The following is an 18,636-nucleotide window of genomic DNA, read 5'->3' on the forward strand; positions in this document are numbered from 1 at the left end:
TTTTATGCATGTTCATTAAAAGCCTATGAACCTTGAGGAAGAGCTTTCTGCATTTTTTTGTTCTCATTTTCACGTAAATAACGTTTCAAAAAACCAGGCGTGATCATCTGAAAAGGATTAGCCTGTATTTTCAAATTGTCAAACGATCCATTCACATAAAAACGTGTGGCCAGCAATCCGTCATCTTGGCCACCAAAAATCACAGGGCCCAGCACCGGAATATTGGTGAGAAAACGATTGAGGAAATAGGCAGGAATCAAATTACCATGAACGTTCACCCGCCCACCAGACACATCAACCCAGCCATTCATCACCAGCGTTGTATCACCACGCATCACCAGCCTGGGTGTTTCAATCACCCCACCACGAAGCGTGAGTTCACCAAACAGCTTACGAAAGCCCAGCTGCTCCCCGGCCAACATCTTCACAAATCCTGCCGGTGACAAAAATGTCATAAAAAATCGTTGCAAAAAAGGTGTACGTCGTACAGAAAAATCAGAAACCAACACTTCCCCTTCAAAAGGGCTCTGCGCATCTTTGGCCACAAGATGACTGGATAGCACGCCGCCACGCACATCATCAAGCAAATTAAGACCTGCAAGAAAATAGCCTGCATCACCAGCACCCACATACCACGATATAGACCCTTCAGGTGTTTGCGACCGCTCCACACGCAAGGATTGTGGGGATTGACCGCTTGGCGGTTGAGACATCGCCTCCATTAAGAAAGAGGTCACATGCCACATATTGTCTTTAAGATGACCGTTAAAATCCACATTCAGATTATTAAGGGGGTGACTGAGGTCTTTAGTAAACGAAGCGCGCCCCACACGCGCCTTAAGGCGGCACTTGATATCTTTATTGTGAAGCAAGGTTTCATCATCGGATGTGTCTTTCAAAAAAAGTTGTGTGAGCCAATAGCCCCCAAAACGCAGCCCCTTCAGGGAAACCTCAAACACATCTTCTTTTTTGTCAAGCTGCAGATGCCAATCATAGACTCCCGGCTTATCAGCCTTCATCACCAAGGAAGATAGGCCCCACGACGCATCAAACACCCACGTTCCTGTCAAGAGAAGATCACCGATGGTGGCTTGCAGGTTTCTTAAGACTGTGTCGTCCTTGTCAAACCCTAAATCGAAGTTAAGAAAAGCAGCCTCACCCCCAGGTTTGGTCAAGTGTCCCAAGGTGAGTTCTGTTTGTGTGAAATCAGCCTCAATGTGCCAAGGAAAAGCTTGGCCCACCGTGTGGATCGCCTTAAAGGCAAAGGGAACAGGCAACACGCCAAGCCCCTTTAACCCCAGCAATTTTTTATGATCGTGGGTCACGCGCCCCCCAAGCGTAAGGATAGAGGGCTGTTTGCCGCTGAAATCTTCATAAAAATCAAGCGTGGCATGCTCACCCACATAGCGTGCCTTGGCTTTAATAGACAGCCCTTTGGGTGATACGGACACATCACCTTCACCCTTGGTAAAGGTGGCACCCCCCGCCACAAAAGGAAGATCATAGGTATAAGAAAGGTCTGTCAACTTTGCATCCACAGCATACTTGACTTCAGACATCTTTAACTGCTGAATCAGCGGAAAAGCAAAAGAGAGCTTCGTTTCTGTACGCCCAGCCAAACTGTCTAGCGGCACGCGCACCGTTTTGGCATAATCAAGGGGCGGACGGCTAATGACCTGCAAAGCGTCTTGCACATCGCCTTCAAAAACAGCATGAATGGCCATATGTTCCGCGTCTGTATCAAGGCCTTTGATATAGATCTTACCTTCGCGAAGCTTTTGTTGCCGAAGTTTTCCCCTCGACAGCACAATGTCAAAAGTTTGCGTGTTAAAATGGGCTGCGCCCCGAAGCTCTTGAAGGGTAGAGCCACCATCAAGGGGCGTAAGTTTGAGTCGATCAAACATCAAATGCCCCCCAAAGGCCGCCTTATCTGTGGCCTCAAGAGACCCTTGCAACGACAATAACCCTTCCACGCGACCGTCTTGCGTGTGCTCTTTAAGCCACAGGCGTGTTGCAGAAGCTAACCCTTCAGGCCATACGTGCAAAACATCTTGAAAAGAAATATCAGGAATTTTCATGGACACCGCGAACGGATAGTCCCCCCGAAGCTCGAGGCTACCTTCCATATCACATGAGGCCAAGGGCGTCCTTAAAAACGCCCTTTCCATCACAATCTTTTGGGGCGAAACGCTCAGCGTCGCTGCCACTTTCTCTCCCTGTTTTGATCTGGCTTTGAGGAACAGATGGCCACGCAGGTCATCTTTTTGATGACTTTTTTGAAAATGCACAGACACCTGCGCCCTCATGGAGGAAAGAAAAGACAAAGGTGTGTTTTGGCAAAACCTATGACACGTCGCCAATCCTGTGCCTGATAACACAACATATCCATCAAACCACTGATAACGAAGGTCTAAGGCATACCCATCTCCCTGTAAATGGCAAGAAAGAGGATGATGATAGTGCGCCAGTTGGGAAAGCACGCTGGACATATCCCTTTTTTTGGCTCCCCTCGATAGAGCTTTTTTGAAAAAGGTAAACGATGTGAGGTCTTGAGTCGTTTTGTCTTGAACGGATGTATAATGCAGATGATCCACAAAAAGAGAGCGCGGGATCAAACGTCCTTCTTTCAGCAGAGGCCACCAGGCAAAACAAACGCCCACACTGGATGCATGAAAGGTGGGATCTTTGGCATCTTTGTGTGCCCGCTTCCCTGCATACACATCATGTAACACAACCTCAAAAGGGCGGCGCCAAAGACGCCATGTCAGCACGGGCTTTCTAAAACGCAGATACACACCCGGCGGTAGATGCTGTTTAATATGCGTCACCTGCGTGCGTAAAGAAATGGGAAACACGTCAAGAAAGAACTTGACAAACACAATCAAAAGTAAGAAAGCGGTCAAAAAAGACCACAAAAACTTCATTTTATAGCCAAAAAACTTATAGGTTTGAGGTTTTTTTTCGTGACCCACCGTCTTATTTCCCATAAAAAGATATTGCATGCCTTTCTTCAGTGTATAATAGGTTACACATAAAATGCACGTAACAAAAAGTCACAATCTTTGATTTGAGTTACAGACAGGTTTTGATTTAGAATGAGGGAAGATTGATTCGGGTCATATCTTTTTTTGTCTACACCTTTTTCTCAAAACACCATAAAAAACACAGGGTCTATCCATGGCGTTGGTGTTCATGGCGGATGCCTCGTCAATATGGTCGTGCACCCTGCGCCTCTCAACACCGGCATCGTTTTTCGCGTGGCCGGTAAAAAGCGCGTAGAGATTAAAGCCTCTTGGCAAAATGTGACATCCACCCATTATAGCACGGTTCTTTCCCATGAGGGAGTGTCTATCTCCACGGTGGAGCATGTGCTGGCAGCGCTGTGGTCACAAGGTCTTTCAAACCTTTTCATTGAGATCGATGGCCCTGAGGTGCCCATTCTTGATGGCAGCGCGCAGGTGTGGATGGATTTTTTCACATCACTTGGCAGGGAACCACAATCGTCTCGCATGCCTGCCCTCACTGTCCATAAGGCCTGTTGGGTAAGACACCAAGAAAGTTGGCTTCACATTGCCCCAAGTCAAGAGCTGCGCATTGATATGTTCACGTCGCTTGATGATGGCACCATGCATGCCTTTTCTTACCGTCATTGTGATCGAGAAGAGAGCTTTCTCCGCCACATTGCCGGTGCGCGCACTTTCTCCTTCCAAAAACACATTGAGGCCATGCGGGAACGTGGGCTCATCAAGGGCGGTAGTCTTGACAACGCGTTGGTTTTGCATGAAGGTAAGGCGCTCAATGCCTTGGGGCTTCGCTATGACAATGAGTGTGCACGCCACAAGATTCTTGACTTTATCGGGGATTGGGCCTTGTCAGGCGCACGCTTTTGTGGACATATCACAGGCTTTAACTCAGGTCACACCCTCAACCACCGCTTACTCACCGCGGTGCTCCAAACCTCGGCCAAAAAATGTCGTGCGCGGACTTCAAAAAAATGGCCGGCGCAATCCGTGCCCCTGGAGTGTGCCTCGGTGCCCTTATAAAGAACGCCCCTTGATGGGCATAGGACGTTTATAGTCTAAACAAACATAACGGTTATTTTAGGTTTGTTTTTTTGTATTTTTCCAACAAAAGAACCTGGCATTCCTGCTTTTTTCTCAACATGTTATATTAACAGAAATCAATTATAGTGATGTTCGCAGCTATACATTAAATTGAAAAAAATTTTCATTGTTTTTTGTTTGTTTTGTTGGTATGTTGTCTCACTGTCATTACATATGATGATAACTATTTTCGTACGAACAAGAAAGGATGCGTATGCGCGTTAGAAATATTTTGGGGGCGACGGCTCTCTCTCTTTTGGCTTTCTCTCACGGTGGTCTGGCAGACTCTGACTCTTTCACCGGCTTAAATGTTGGCTTGGATCTGGGTATGGGCTATGCAGGTGTAAACCCCGATACCAAAGATGTTGTTCGGGGCATGTATTTAGGTCAACAGCTGGGGCTAAGCGCTGAATATGGCATGGACATCTCTGGGTTTTATGCCGGGCTTCGTTTGGGCTATGACTTCGCCATGTTCCCCAAAAAGGATGTTGCGTTTCAATACAAAAGCGCCATGCGAGGTGATTTGCACCTTGGTGCCACCCTCTCCAATTCGGTGATGCCCACCTTGTTTATTGGTTATGGCTCCAACAGCGTTGAATATACACACCCCACCACAGGGGAGAAGAAAAAAGAATCTCATGCTGGTCTTCGTTATGGGGCCCGTATCAACTTTAAGATCATGCCTGAAATGTTTGCTGGCCTCAGCACAGCCTGGATGGACGCTAAGAAGAACAAAAATAAATCTGCCTATATGTTGACCATGCTCAGCGTTGGTTATCACCTTTAAGCAGCCAAAGGGGGGGATGACGTTTGCGGGTGTCAAACGTGTGACGCAAACTTGAGGCCCGGTGCCAGCTGCAAGATTCTTCTTGCTGGCTTGAAAACAAGCGCTTCATCCTCCCTTTGTATGACTTGATCCACAGAGATGTGATCAGCAACTGCTCTCAAGCCCCACGGCCTGGGGCAGTTTTTTTATAAAATGTGCCCCCTTCTTGAGGAGATCCCCCCCCCCTCATTTCTCTTGATGACAATCGGTGCGCTTTCCTTGTTCTTTATAGCACCCTCATAAGCATTCCCTCACCTTTTTCTGTATGACTAATCTTCATACGTGTTCACGCGCGCTCGTGGACAAGCGTGGTGTTTATAAGCTGGGGTTTTCGGTGCACTTTTCAGGAGAAAACTTGGGCAGACAAAAAAGACTTTCACCTTATGTAAAAGGCCTTATGTCCATTCCTTCCATACATGTCTTTACGATCTCACAAAAACAAACACCTCTGCCCTTTTTGTGAAACACACTTTTTTCACTCAGTTTGGCGGCTTTTTATTCCTTGTGCCTTCTTAATAAGGCCATAGAGAACTTTCTGAACACCCTGTGTCTTTTAACCACCCGCTCCTATCATCTCATCACATGTGAGGTCACGGAACATACGGAGTTTAAATGGCTTTTTATGAACGCTAATGCATACCTAGCCTTTTGTGAAGCTTGCATAAAAGACCTCATCTTAGGGGAAAATCATTGCCTCAAAAATGCATAAGGGATAGTTGTGACGCGCTTCTCTCTGCCGCCTGTCACGTGCGCGGGCAAAAAATGAGGGGCACATCTGTGCGCTCTCACGTTTTTACAGCAATGGTTATTTTATAACGGTTGTCTCCCTTGGTATCTAATACATCAGACACAAACGGCACAGGGTTTTTGATCACATGGTAGGCCCCACAAAGAGAAACCACATCGTTAATGGCATAGGTAATGTTAACAATGGTGCTTTTTTGCTTGGTGCCGGGAGCCAGCAGCATGGATTGCCCAAAACCACTTTTTTCGTACACAAGATAATCAAAACGGTCAAACATCTCATAGGCTGCGCACACATCCATTGACTGCCAAAGGCCAAGGCCGCCACCAACAAAAAAACCACCCTGACGCAGGGTGCGAAAGCGAGGATGTCCATTGTTTTGGGCACTTTTTGGATCCAGGCCTGACACATAACGTGTATACTGACCCAACACCTGCACCTTATGAACCCACGCGCTGCTATCTACATGCCAGGTCCACAAACCGCCCAACGCCATCACCTGACCGTGGCGCTTACCATCACCAAGGCCATCAACCCACGTTGAACTCACTTTATTATCTTGAATGGAGACAAACACTTCACTCTCCATGGACGAAGGCAGCCACCTCTGGCCATACAGTGACAAACGCGCCGACAACGTAGGCGTGTTATTGCCCTTACATTGTGGGCTTTGGATGCCGCCTAAATAATGGGCATAGCCTTTCATGGGGTGATTGCCCGAAAACACACCCACCGCGCAACCGATCACATCGTGGTGATAGGTATAGGTGACGCCGCTTAACAGGTCCCGCGAAAGCCAATACTGCATGGGGGCAAACTTAGCATCATCTCCCCAGAAAACCTGATGATCATAAAGGCCCACAAGGTTTTTCATCCGCCCCGCGCGCAGTGTGTGACGCCCCATGACATAACCGCCATAAGCCTCCACAATAGGCACATCGCCTAAAAAGTAAACACGGCTCCCGAGATTTTTATACCAATCAAAATAGACGTTCTTACCATTGATATCCCGCCCTTGGCTGTCTTGACCATAAGTCTCATCACCTTTATCTTCACGCCGGATGCTGTCGTAAATGGGCGCAAAATCGACATGAAAAATCCACCGATGACCCCATGTGTTAACGCCTGAGCCGCCCTGGAGCGGAAAGACCAGCTTTGAAAAGTGAAAATTTTGATGTTCAAGCCCAAAAGAGGCATACACACCGTCGTCATGCCATACACCTGCCTCTGTGTCTGTGCCTAAGCGCACAAAGGCACCGTCAGGACCGTAATAGGCGAGTCCATGACGAGAAAGCCCCCACCCCTCATGACCCCACGCTACCGGCATCGCAACAAATAAAAAAAGACAGGCCGCGAAATATCGATACGACATTGACGCTCACCACACACCGTTAGGATTAGCTTCACTCTAAAAGAGTGTGGGCTTCTCGTAAATACAGATGTGCGTATTGTCGTTATAGGGCCAATACAAACAAGATATTTTCAATTCGTTTTTTTTGCAGCATAACCCATCCTCATTCATGCTTTGTTAAGACAAAAAACACCACAATGAAAGTAGGTAAGTTGTGAATATCGTATTGATGTGGTTCCTTTTTTTTCTTATCCTTTCGTGCCCCCCTGTATTGCATGCGTTTCGTGCTGACCTACCTGAAGGTCCTTACAAAGAAAACAAAGCGTGCACATGCAGCGTAGTACGCAGCACGGGGGCGAAAAAAGCAAACCAAACGCTGAAATGCGCATGTGGACCTCAAGGAAATAGAATTCGCAGCTTTCAAGACCTCAGCACCTGCCCACGTCCTTTTCACATTTGCAACAATAAGCTTCATTGCGGCCCCTGCCCACAGCATTCGAATCGTGCACACCAACAGAACACAGCGGTTCATGCAAGCCGTCATGAAAGGCCCCCCAATAAGACCATGCGGTGAATAATGAAGAGATCAAAAAGAGAGAGAAAGCCCCTAAGGAGACTTAGCACGAATCTTACCTGTGAATTGACCTTGCGTCATGACCCCGAGAAAATAAACCTCTTAAAAAGATCCCGCACAGGAGGTAACAAAAAAAAGATTCACCCAAGGAACCATGTGTAAAGTGGCTTCTTAAGAGGTGCCCGTACAGGAAAAAAGCTCATCAGCGGCCTTTCCCTGTGATCTTGCTCAGTGAGTCTTCTCAAAAGGATGCTCATACAAAAAGTCCACATAAGGTAGAGGCTCATCATGGAACCGCACGCTCACTTTTCTTTTGGATTGACCTTGTATGGCAGGACCTCACAATGAGTGTCTTAAAAGAGAGTCTCAAAAGACACAGCGTCTACAACCCCGCACAAAGGGGCCTCTAAGCATGAAGCTTCTTAACATAGGCTCGTGCAAAAAGGGTGCACCCGACAGGGGCACACATGAACGGAGGACAAGCTCGACGGGCCAGCACACAACAGCCCCCTACAAAAACAGCTGTGTTTCAGCAGGTCCATACAAACAGAGGCGTTCAGCAGGATCATAAGATGCGCTCAGCGTGATCGTATCATAAGTGCTTCTTAAAAAATCCATCATCAGGAATCATAGCGGTGCCTGTCACAAGGGGAAAACCAACCTAGCAGCCATCCTAAAGAGCCTAGAGGCCTAAGCCAGCAGGCACCTCACGCCCACCGTCACCACCGCCAGAGTCATACTTCAACGCCTTCTTCGCGCGATTGACCATAATCACCTTGCCCACAATCCGGTGCCAGTTATCACGCGCTCTGCTATGGGACCTTGACCCTGGGCCGCCGCGCCTAGATGAGGACAGGCCCCCCCCACGTTGACCATTCTCAACGTAGTCGTTACCCCGTCGTTCATGGGCATCACACCTATCCGAAGCCCTGAGCTTAACGTTGCCCTTAAGGCTCGTATCAAGGGGTTGATCAAGCGTTCCTTCTTCTGCCAAATCGATAGCCTCTTTTATGGAAAAACCTCGTCTCCCCACATTCCCTGAGCGGGCGGAGTTTACAGCCCGCGCCACAGCTGCCGTGGCTTCACCGCGTTCTAGCGACCCCTCACGCAAAAGAATCTTCGCATCAGTATTAGACATCGGCGTATAGAAAGGTCTCTCACCACGCACCTGGCGGCGACCACGAAGCAAGAGCCTGAGGTTTTTGTGATGAAAGGCATCCCGCTCGCGACCAGGCTGCACACTTTGGTGCGCCATCCCACGACGCCCACCTGTTACAGATGGCGTTGATGAGGGTTGAGGTTTGCGTTGAGAGTGAACCTGAGCTTGTTTTTTGACCTTGCCTGTCGATGTCAGCGGCAACCCTGTCAATACCTGCGCATTCGAGAGCCCCTCTGTGGATGTGTTGGCTGCATCGTCGGCTCCTTTAGCTTCTTCTGCCTCGGCGACACCGTAGGTCACACCCGTTAAGGCAGCGTCTTCAACCACAACCTTTGGTTTTGAATGGCGCTTTGAAACATTCTTCATCACATCATCTAACCATTTCTGAGCGGGCTGGACATTCTTTTGACGGGACCCCTGATGGCCTTGATGACCTTCTTGTGAGGGTGCCTTCTCGGTTTTTGCTTTGTGGTCAAAAGTGTATGTGGGGAGGTAATCCACATCCCCCGGCCGAGGAGAATAGTACACACCCCCAGAAACTGAATGACCCTCACCCTCCACACGGAAAACAAACATATCATCAAGCCCACCTTGAAAGTGCGATTGATTCTGAGACACGGAGCACTCATCACTCAATGAGGTTTGAACTGGAGGTACCGGACTCATACTTGGATCATGCACCAAGGATTCATTCTCATACATGCTTGCTGACTGAGGATGCCCACCTGCTTGTGGCGGCTGAGAAAGGGATGACGATGGCCTCTGTCCTTCTTCGCTGCCATCTTGATGCCGCATCACCACGGGGAAACCGCGATCCATTGTTCCCTGTTGAGGGAGCATGCTAGCACTTGGTGAGGTTGGTGGCGGACCCAGCTCCTCAAGAATAAGGCCACGCCCCCGAGATTCATCCAAAGATTCCCCTTGAGAAGACGATGTTGCAGAATCGTCCAATGAGCGTGACGTACCATATAGCGCGCTGACATCCACGTTATTATGCTCCTCATCATACGCAGAAACAGAGAGCACTTCTCTTTGTGCATCGCTTGGGGCTGGCTGTACTTGTGGAGAGGGTGAGGAAGAACGAAGGTCATCGGAATGACCTGGCCCTTCATTGTCTGGAAGAGGCGCTCTCCTCAAGCATTCTGGAGAGGCGGGCGGGGACATCCGATGTCCTGCAAACGCCCCATATCTGCGCTCTACCTGTGTGCTGGTGTAAATAGGCGGCTCTGTGGAAATACGCGAAGAACAGAAGGTGTTCAAAGAGGTGTCCGGCATGGGGCCCCCTTCATCGTCACTACCATCAGAGAATGAAGATGAGGATGACGTCGGCTCTGAACGCAAAGCATCACCAGCGTTTCTCGTGCTCCCAGACTCTCTGTCTTGATGAGCTGGAGGGGGGGCAATGCTTTCACCGGGTAATTGATCATCCACAGAAAGAACGCTGGACACGCTGGATCTGCCATCCTCACTGCTAAGCAATGTTTCTTCGCGCGTGCCAAGGGCATCATCTGTGCCACGCGTGCTCCCCGGCCCCTTGCCGCGATCAGGAGAACCTGCAAAGGGAGGAGGCATCCCTGCCAAATCTGTAGAAGAGCGTTGTTTATGAGGTGTGCTGGATGCCCGAGGCGGCGTGTTTGAGTTTTGTTTTAGCGCATCTACAAAAGATTCTGGTGACGCCCCCCGTAATGGATCAGGCGATGAGGATCGACTTGGCGCAGGGGAGGCCCTCTCCTCCGCCCTAGGCAACACAGGGGTTGATGGACGTGTGGGCGACGACACAGAAGGCGGGCGGCGGGAAAGCGGCGGTGTTCCGACTTCGTTAGCTCCTCTTGTTTCTGGTTCATCCCCAGACGCAGGCAAAAGCGGCAATGCTTGCTCTGACTGACCCGCAGGAAAAGGCTCCAAAGGCACAGGCCCCACAGGAGAGATACCTTCTGTGAAAGAAGTAGAACGCATACGCTGAAGAGGGCGACGCCGCTCACCAACATGTTCCTGTTCGGGCATAACAACATTTGAAGATGCCCTCGATGACATAACCAAGCCATCAAGGCCCACCGGTGACCTCTGCCTTGTTGCAGGCGAAGGCAAAGCTTGCATCTCAGGGGGGGGTGTGCGAATCGCCAGTGGACTGACTTTAGGTGAACTTGTTGATTTTGAAGCTGAGGCTGTCTGCAATAAACCTACGCGCCCTTCAACCGAAGAGAAGGAGGATGTACGATTTCTTACCCCATCACCACTACCAGACCTCACCCTATCAAAGGTCGACGGTTGCATGTTTGAAAAAGACTGAGCTGAAGCCGGCGTTATAGACACCGCAGTGGGAGGCATAGAAGAGGACGACACAGAGGAAGCCACAGAAGGGGCCGCAACAGATGAATCTACAGAGGGTTGCGCGACAGGTGACGTTGTTGACCTTTCAGGCGAAGCCAGCACAGTCGGAAGTACAGAGGCACCTGTGCGCGACGGTGCCAAGACCGCAGGGGATGACGACAACCCCGCATTTGGAGATGACGTGATGGAAGGCCTCCTAGGTGAATGCATAGGCGTAACTGCCAACTCCCCAGAGCGCACCAGACGAACCACAGGAGAAGGGAGGTTCCTCGTACCCCTATCTCCCCCCACAGCCAATGACGACCGGGCAGCTCTATGCAACAGCAAACCTGGCAACACACGATTGCCCCACCCCTCAGACGCCGTTTCCTGCGCACGCGCAGCGTTCCCCTTCACCCCTGTCGCAAGATCCCTTTCACGAAAACCTCGCAACTCTTGAGGCCCTTTGAGCAGTGACGGTGTACGTAATGGATCAGCCAAACCGTCTAAGGCATAGCGAACACGATCAAGGAAAGACCTTTTTCCCCCTACAGGCAAAGGAGGCAAAACACCTTCCCCCATAGAAGCTTGAGGGTTTTTAATCAGCAGCAAGAAAGGGTGCTTGGCCTCTGCCCATCCAAAATTCACCCCGCACATGCTCAAAAAAAGCGTGAAAAACAAGCGCTTCACGTGTCCCCCCAAAGTTGTGTCAAAAAAAATGCCAAACGATAGAGCACTTTATACATTGTTTTTAATAAAAAATAAACCTTTTTGAACACAAAAGTCCTCAAGGCTTGCTGTCAAAGGCTTTGACAGCACCTCACATAACGATTGAGCTTTTATTTTATTGTTTTTTTGTTCTTTTTAGAGGATTTCATTACCTTTTTTCTAGGCTTTTTTGAAGACACCGTGGCAGGTTTTGGCTCTACTTTTGAAGATGGGTGTACAGAACGTGTTCCCGCTGCGCTCATCTTCTGATGCAGCCAAAGGTGGGCATGTTCAGACAGTGTTTGCATCTTATCAATCTGGTTGACTTCTACGCGGCCCAACAAACGGCTGAGATGGTCTTGAAGCCGCTTCCCCCAGCCAATCATGCCCGAAGAACAAGCCCGCACAAAAAAAGAGATCGCGATGCCCAGCAAAACCCATAGCGGCCAAAAGTACCAACCCGCCCCCACAAGCCACCACACGAGCAACGCCACAAAAACAATCCCTGCATGAAACAGATCGCGATAAAACCTGTACACATGCCCGTCCGTATCTTTCAACGCGCGTTTTTCCTTCACCAACATAGCATCCCTTCTTTATCTGCCCAAGCTCTGGGCGACACTATACAGAATAGCACAAAAAATATTAATCATTTTTTCACATACATCAAAAAATCTTATGCGCGTGGATTTTTCACGCTTGAATGCGACCTTGCGTAAGCACCAGTGTGCGCATTTGCTGACGAGCAATGTCTTGATTGTGGGTCACAATAAACAGAGCCATTTTATTTTCTTCTGCCACCTGGTGGATAAGTGACACAATGGACTGGCTTGTTTTTTCATCCAAGCTGCCTGTGGGCTCATCGGCTAACAACACCTTAGGATAATTGGCCAACGCACGCGCAATGGACACACGCTGTTGCTCGCCCCCTGAAAGCTCGGACGGCTTGTGCTGAAGGCGGTGACCCAGTGCCACACGCTTCAAAAGCTCGTGCGCTCTGATCCGCGCCTCATGAAGCGGAGTATGCGCCAACAGCTGAGGCAAAATCACATTTTCTTCGGCGCTTAACTCAGGCAACAGATGATGAAATTGAAACACAAAACCAAAATGACGCCGTCGCAGCAACGTGCGCTGATAATCGCTGAGGGTGGACACATCGCGGTCTTCGATGAACACGTCACCTGAAAAAGGCACATCTAAGAGCCCCACCAAATGAAGTAATGTGGATTTGCCTGAACCACTATCCCCCGTCAAGGCCACGGATTCACCGTTTTTGATAAAGAAATTCACCTTCTTCAGCACGGGCACGCGCCCACGACCGATGAGATAATGATAGGAAACGTCACGAAACACGCACGCATAGGGCAAAAGCGAGGCTGGTTTCGGTGCTTTGGAAAGGGGTCCTTGTTCCTTCATCATAACCCTCCGGTTCGTTGGCGTAAGGCATCCAGTGCTTCTTGTAGGATCCACGAAGCCGCCACGCTGTCAATGACCTGGCGACGTTTTTCTCGACTGAGATCGGCTTTGTTTTTCAAAAGATCCAGCGAGGCCTTGGTGGATAAACGCTCATCCCACAAAAGGCAGGGGTAATCCTTCAGGGCAAGGATATTCTCAACCGTGTGCCGCGTGCTGTGGCAGCGCCTCGACTCATCCCCATTCATTAGCAACGGCCAGCCTACCACCACCCCCTTCACATGATACGCATCACAGAGGCTGAGCAACGCCGGTGCATCCACTTTCCATCGCGTGCGACGATGTGTCTTCAAAGGAGAAGCCACACGCCACCCCGCATCTGAAATCGCAAGCCCAAAGGTTTTTTGCCCCACATCCATGCCCAACAAGGATCCCTCCTTCAATGACGCGGCAAAATCATCACATGTGAGTATGGGCACGAAACACACCTATCATCCACATCGTATAAAAAGACAAAATACACGCGCACATCGAGCACGAGGCACACACGTCACCATAAACCCGTCACGCAGCCGCTGAAGACCCGTTTGTCTGCGGGCCGTCGTCATCGTCTCCCTGCTCCTCATTCTCTTCAACAAACCTCACCACAGATGTTACATGCTCGTCAGGGGTGGTGCGGAACAAAATCACGCCCTGTGTTTTGCGCCCAGCAATTCTGATTTGTGATGCTGAAAAGCGCATGATTTGACCTTTATCCGTCAACAGAATCAGCTGATCATGTTGCGTCACCGGGAATGCATCCACCACACGTCCCGTTTTTCTGTTGATATCGAGGGTCGCCACCCCCTGCCCGCCGCGCCCAATGCGACGATAGGCATAGGCAGACGTGCGCTTGCCAAACCCGTGCTCGCTGACGGTCAGGATAAATTGCTCTTCGGCTTCCATGGCCTGAAATCTGTCCTCAGACAAAACCAAACCATGCTCACCGTCTTGGGCATCTTCAAGATCATCCCCGTCAGCCAGCTCAAGACGGCGTTTTTGAGACACCATACGCAAATAGGCTTCTCTTTCTTCGGCCGTATATTGCGTGCCTCCCAAAATGGCCATCGATACCACCTCATCCCCAGCCTGCAAACGAATGCCTCGCACACCTGTGGAGCTGCGGCTTTGGAACAAGCGCAACTCAGACACACCAAAACGAATCGCACGGCCATTTTTTGTGGTCAACAACACATCTTGATCCTCTTTGCACATGTGCACAGACACCAGACGCTCACCAGACTCTTCAAGCTTCATGGCAATTTTTCCGTTGGCACGAATGTTTTGAAAATCACTCAAGGCATTCCGCCGGATATGCCCCTTAGAGGTCACAAAAATCACCGAGAATTCTTCCCACAAACTGGGATTTTCAGGCACAGGCAACAGCGTGGCTACCCGGTCATGGGCCTCGAGAGATCCCAGCACCTGTACAATCGGCTTACCGCGGCTTTGTGGCGTTCCTGAGGGAAGTTCATACACCTTGACTTCAAACGCCTTGCCTGATTTAGAGAAAAACAACAACGGCGTGTGGGTAGACGCTACAAACACTTGTGACACCACGTCTTCATCGCGGGTGGCCATGCCCGATCGGCCGCGCCCGCCCCGCTTTTGCTCACGGTATGTGTCCAAAGACACGCGCTTGATATAACCCTTCAGGCTGAAGGTGACCACCATATCCTCACGCTGGATCAAGTCTGCCAAGTCGCTGTTATCTTCTTCGGCAATAAGGGTCGTGCGCCGGGGCGCCGCATAAATGCGCTTAACATCCAAAAGCTCGTTTTTAATCAGTGCCATCAAGGTATCGCGCGAGGCCAAGATGGCCAGCAGATCCGCAATCTCTTTGGCCAAGGCCTTGAGTTCATTTTCCAGCTTTTCATGCTCAAGACCCGTCAGGCGGTGAAGCTTCAAATCTAAGATGCCCTTGACTTGGTTTTCTGACAACACATAGCCATCGCCTTTGATCTGCGCTTCTCCTTCCGACAACAAATCCAGATAAGGTTTAATATCGGCCAAGGGCCACGTGACTGCCAGCAAGGCTTCTGCTGCGGCCTTGGGGTCACGGGCGCTGCGAATCATCGACACAATACGGTCAATATGCACCACAGCCACCAACAACCCTAACACAAGGTGAGCCCGCTCACGGGCTTTACTCAAGAAAAACCGGGTGCGACGCTTGACCACCTCTTCACGAAAGGATAGAAAGACCCGCAGCATCTCTTTGGTGGTCATCATACGTGGTTGAAGGCCACCATCCAGCGCCAAGAAGTTGGTCGAAAACGTTGTTTGCATTTGCGTCATGGTAAACAAACGCTTCAACACCACATCAGGTTCTGCATCACGCTTAAGCTCAATCACCACACGAATGCCGTCACGATCAGATTCATCACGCAGCTCGGCAATCCCCTCCAGCTCTTTGCCCTGCACCAACTCGGCGATGCGCTCCAGCATGCGCGCCTTTTGCACNNGATAAGGCACCTCTGTCACGATGATGGCTTTTCTGTCTTTACGAATCTCTTCAACATGGGTACGGGCACGCACCACAATACTCCCACGACCTTTGTTGAGAGTATCAAGAATGCCCCGCCGACCCATAATCATGCCACCTGTGGGAAAGTCAGGCCCCGGCAACACAGCCAACACATCCTCATCGGACGCCTCTGGCTGATCAATCAGCAAACAACATGCATCAATGGCTTCCCCTAAATTGTGAGGGGGAATATTGGTGGCCATCCCCACCGCAATCCCGCTGGCCCCGTTGACCAACAGGTTGGGGAAACAAGCTGGCAATACCTTCGGCACCTGAAGAGTGTTGTCATAGTTAGGCTCAAAATCAACAGCCTCTTTGTCATAATCTTTGAGCAGCGCATGATCCGCCAGCTTGGCAAGACGCGCCTCGGTATAACGCATGGCGGCCGGCTTATCGCCATCAATAGAGCCAAAATTCCCATAGCTATCAATGAGCAAAGCACCCATGGAAAAATCTTGCCCCATGCGCACCAAAGATTGATAAATCGCCCCGTCACCATGGGGATGAAATTTACCCATCACGTCACCCACAATGCGGGCACACTTTCGGTGGGGCTTATCCGAGGCATACCCCGCCTCAGCCATGGCATAAAGAATACGCCGATGCACAGGTTTCAGACCATCACGAGCATCTGGCAACGCACGGCTCACGATCACGCTCATGGCATAATCAAGATAAGAGCGCTTCATCTCCTCTTCAATAGGGGTGGCCAGAATGTCTGTGCTCTCCTGCTTCATATAAACCCTCGTTAACCTATGGTGATGTCACAAAACGCATGGGCGCTTTTAAAAAGGAATATCGTCATCAAGGGCGGAAAGCTCGGACGATGCCCCACCCGTACCTTGATCAAACTCAGCTCTGCCTTCAGCAACCTGGGCTGCGCTTTTTGAAGCATCGCGATCAAATGACCCACCATCGCCACGGTCAAGCAGCAACAATTCTCCACGATAGCGACCCAGCACCACTTCGGTCGCATAACGATCTTGGCCCGAGGCATCCGTCCACTTACGTGTCTGAAGTTGCCCCTCGACATACACTTTGCGCCCTTTTTTGAGATATTGTTCCGCCACATCAGCTAGACGCTCATTAAAAATCACCACGCGGTGAAACTCGGCACGCTCTTTCTTTTCGCCTGTGTTTTTGTCACGCCACTGCTCAGAGGTAGCCACCGAAAGCGTCACAATCTTCGATCCCTCATTGCTGTGTCTGACATCAGGGTCACGCGCCAGATTCCCCAAAAGTGTAACTTTGTTCATTGATGCGGCCATGATCATCCCCTAGCTAGGCAACAGATGGCTTCAGTCTAAAAAAAATCAAGACAAAAAGCAAACCCTCCCCACACCTTGGCACGGTGCCTACGTCAAAAAACGATTTTTATCTTTTTCTGCTGACAAAATATTCCTTTGGAAAAAACAGGGTTTTGTTACTCCTGTGTTTGAAGTTTGATCTCCCGCAAGTCCAATGGGCGCTATATTTTTGTTGTTTTTGTTGGGTTTTGTGATGTTGCGTCTTTCCTCTTTTCTATTGGCGGCCTCCACGCTTGTTTTCTCTACGGCCTGGGCCCTTAAGCCGCACCCTTTTATTCAAGGGGGATTGGGGCTTTCGACCACTTCTATCAAACATATGTTTGGCGATTTTTGCACCCACTCACGTGAAGGGTATGGCACCCTTGATGACGGACCAAACCTCGATGGACATATCATCATCGGCGCGCGTTTTGCTGAGAAGCGGTTTTTCGTCAGCCCTTATGCAGAAGTGCGCCTCAATGCCTATAATCAAAAATTTACCGTGCCTTTGGTGTCGGAAGCGACCTTTTATGGGAGAGGACCACGCTTGCAATATTCAACGCATCCCTTTTTTCATATCACCGCTAAGCCCAGTTTTTACACTTTTGGGTTTGGCGCTTATATTGGCTATACGTTTGATGCCCTTAAGCCCTATCTTCGTTTAGGGCTGGCTTCGCAAAATATAGGTTATGAATTTTCCCACGGATTGACACGCTATACCGCTGACAAAATGATGCACAGTTTTTGTTGGGGCGTGGGGGCCACCTATGATCTGACACCTAACCTGTCTTTGGATATGGCGTTGCTCACTTCCAATAAGGTACAAAAAGCCACCGCCCTTCAGCATAAATCGGGGGAGGTGGCACCAGGAAAAATCGAAACAGCGCCTTTCCGCCGCGTCTCTACAGATTTTTCTGTGGGCCTTCGCTATACCTTTGGCGGCTAAGCGCTCACAAGCGAAACGTATCTTTAACTGTTGAGGCACCTTGACGAAGGTGCCTTTTTTTAACCTTCCTTGCCGTTGACGCGGGGCATCCCTTAACAGCTGGGCAAGCCTATGCTTTTTGGTTAAGATAAGCTCAAGATCTGTTATCCCCCCAACACTATGTCCACAGCCTTTCCTTCCCACCAAGAACGTGTGCGCACGTTTTTGAGCACCTTTTTTCAAGACGCTGGCTATCGCCTGGCCTATATGGTGACCTCTTCGAACCAAGGCACACCCAAACTTCATGTCGCTTTCGAACACCCCGACGGCACAGCGCCGTCCCTTGATCTGTGTGTGCGTTTTCATAAACAACTTCGCTTGTTGCTCACCCAAGAAGAGCTCTTTACAGACACCTTGAATCTTGAAGTGTCCTCGCCAGGGCTGGATCGCCCTTTGTTTAGTGTGGAAGACTTTAAACGCTTTCAAGGCCGGGATGTGCAGTTGGTGCTCAAAGCCCCTATTGAGGGCAAAAAACGATTCAACGCCCGCCTTGACAGGGTGGATGACACGTCGATCCACGCGTTGGTTCACCACGAGTCGCTTGAGGTGGCGATAGAGAATATTCACCATTGTAAATTAATTCCAATCTTATAGAATGGAAGGGACAATC

Annotated in this window: 13 protein-coding genes and 1 pseudogene; 4 read left to right on the forward strand and 10 right to left on the reverse strand. The window is 49.9% G+C overall.

Annotation, left to right across the window (positions count from 1 at the left end):
- Window positions 1-23 precede the first annotated feature (23 nt).
- Complete coding sequence (locus IG82_RS0102430; protein ID WP_031934051.1) at window positions 24-2,987, reverse strand: YhdP family protein; 2,964 nt, start codon at window positions 2,985-2,987, stop codon at window positions 24-26.
- A gap of 141 nt (window positions 2,988-3,128) precedes the next feature.
- Here IG82_RS0102430 and lpxC point away from each other — a divergent pair, with 141 nt between their 5' ends.
- Window positions 3,129-4,043, forward strand: a complete 915-nt coding sequence (gene lpxC, locus IG82_RS0102435) for a UDP-3-O-acyl-N-acetylglucosamine deacetylase (protein ID WP_031934052.1) — start codon at window positions 3,129-3,131, stop codon at window positions 4,041-4,043.
- A 274-nt stretch (window positions 4,044-4,317) separates the two neighbouring features.
- A complete protein-coding gene (locus IG82_RS0102440; protein WP_172642862.1) occupies window positions 4,318-4,890 on the forward strand; it encodes an outer membrane beta-barrel protein in 573 nt (190 codons plus the stop codon).
- On the opposite strand, the gene IG82_RS07335 is transcribed toward IG82_RS0102440, so the two are convergent.
- From IG82_RS07335 to ssb, 9 genes and pseudogenes are all read right to left on the reverse strand, one after another.
- Window positions 4,868-4,999, reverse strand: coding sequence for a hypothetical protein (locus IG82_RS07335; protein WP_281172857.1), 132 nt, complete (start codon window positions 4,997-4,999; stop codon window positions 4,868-4,870). The genes IG82_RS0102440 and IG82_RS07335 overlap by 23 nt on opposite strands.
- A 715-nt stretch (window positions 5,000-5,714) precedes the next feature.
- A complete protein-coding gene (locus IG82_RS0102460) occupies window positions 5,715-7,046 on the reverse strand; it encodes a hypothetical protein (protein ID WP_172642863.1) in 1,332 nt (443 codons plus the stop codon).
- A 1,235-nt stretch (window positions 7,047-8,281) separates the two neighbouring features.
- Complete coding sequence (locus IG82_RS0102485) at window positions 8,282-11,758, reverse strand: hypothetical protein (protein ID WP_031934059.1); 3,477 nt, start codon at window positions 11,756-11,758, stop codon at window positions 8,282-8,284.
- A gap of 149 nt (window positions 11,759-11,907) precedes the next feature.
- Window positions 11,908-12,360 (reverse strand): 2TM domain-containing protein, encoded by a 453-nt coding sequence (locus IG82_RS0102495; RefSeq protein ID WP_135958006.1) that lies wholly within the window; start codon window positions 12,358-12,360, stop codon window positions 11,908-11,910.
- A 109-nt stretch (window positions 12,361-12,469) separates the two neighbouring features.
- Entirely contained in the window at window positions 12,470-13,195 is a 726-nt protein-coding gene (locus IG82_RS0102500) for an ABC transporter ATP-binding protein (protein WP_216476130.1), read from the reverse strand.
- On the reverse strand, window positions 13,192-13,668 hold the full coding sequence (gene ruvX / locus IG82_RS0102505) for a Holliday junction resolvase RuvX (protein ID WP_031934062.1): 477 nt from the start codon (window positions 13,666-13,668) through the stop codon (window positions 13,192-13,194). Before ruvX ends, IG82_RS0102500 begins: the two co-directional genes overlap by 4 nt.
- An 85-nt stretch (window positions 13,669-13,753) precedes the next feature.
- The coding region (locus IG82_RS06605; protein WP_245591054.1) for a DNA gyrase C-terminal beta-propeller domain-containing protein at window positions 13,754-15,691 on the reverse strand (1,938 nt) is incomplete at its 5' end.
- A 2-nt stretch (window positions 15,692-15,693) separates the two neighbouring features.
- Window positions 15,694-16,492: pseudogene (locus IG82_RS07385) on the reverse strand (DNA gyrase subunit A); the annotation flags it as partial.
- A 48-nt stretch (window positions 16,493-16,540) separates the two neighbouring features.
- On the reverse strand, window positions 16,541-17,023 hold the full coding sequence (ssb, locus tag IG82_RS0102515; RefSeq protein ID WP_031934063.1) for a single-stranded DNA-binding protein: 483 nt from the start codon (window positions 17,021-17,023) through the stop codon (window positions 16,541-16,543).
- Window positions 17,024-17,231: 208 nt separating this feature from the next.
- Between ssb and IG82_RS0102520 the strand changes: the two genes are divergently transcribed.
- Complete coding sequence (locus IG82_RS0102520) at window positions 17,232-17,987, forward strand: outer membrane protein (RefSeq protein WP_156095327.1); 756 nt, start codon at window positions 17,232-17,234, stop codon at window positions 17,985-17,987.
- Between the two features lie 159 nt (window positions 17,988-18,146).
- Complete coding sequence (gene rimP / locus IG82_RS06895; RefSeq protein ID WP_052545617.1) at window positions 18,147-18,620, forward strand: ribosome maturation factor RimP; 474 nt, start codon at window positions 18,147-18,149, stop codon at window positions 18,618-18,620.
- The last annotated feature ends 16 nt before the right edge of the window (window positions 18,621-18,636 follow it).

It is taken from the genome of Candidatus Hepatobacter penaei (genome assembly GCF_000742475.1).
In the GTDB taxonomy this organism is placed as follows: domain Bacteria; phylum Pseudomonadota; class Alphaproteobacteria; order Holosporales; family Hepatobacteraceae; genus Hepatobacter; species Hepatobacter penaei.

Bases quoted from the DNA above. Each gene is read 5' to 3' on its own strand.
- IG82_RS0102430 (WP_031934051.1), bottom strand. From the start codon at position 2,987: ATGGGAAATAAGACGGTGGGTCACGAAAAAAAACCTCAAACCTATAAG.
- IG82_RS0102440 (WP_172642862.1), top strand. From the start codon at position 4,318: ATGCGCGTTAGAAATATTTTGGGGGCGACGGCTCTCTCTCTTTTGGCT.
- IG82_RS07335 (WP_281172857.1), bottom strand. From the start codon at position 4,999: ATGAAGCGCTTGTTTTCAAGCCAGCAAGAAGAATCTTGCAGCTGGCAC.
- IG82_RS0102460 (WP_172642863.1), bottom strand. From the start codon at position 7,046: ATGTCGTATCGATATTTCGCGGCCTGTCTTTTTTTATTTGTTGCGATG.
- IG82_RS0102495 (WP_135958006.1), bottom strand. From the start codon at position 12,360: ATGTTGGTGAAGGAAAAACGCGCGTTGAAAGATACGGACGGGCATGTG.
- IG82_RS0102500 (WP_216476130.1), bottom strand. From the start codon at position 13,195: ATGATGAAGGAACAAGGACCCCTTTCCAAAGCACCGAAACCAGCCTCG.
- ssb (WP_031934063.1), bottom strand. From the start codon at position 17,023: ATGGCCGCATCAATGAACAAAGTTACACTTTTGGGGAATCTGGCGCGT.
- rimP (WP_052545617.1), top strand. From the start codon at position 18,147: ATGTCCACAGCCTTTCCTTCCCACCAAGAACGTGTGCGCACGTTTTTG.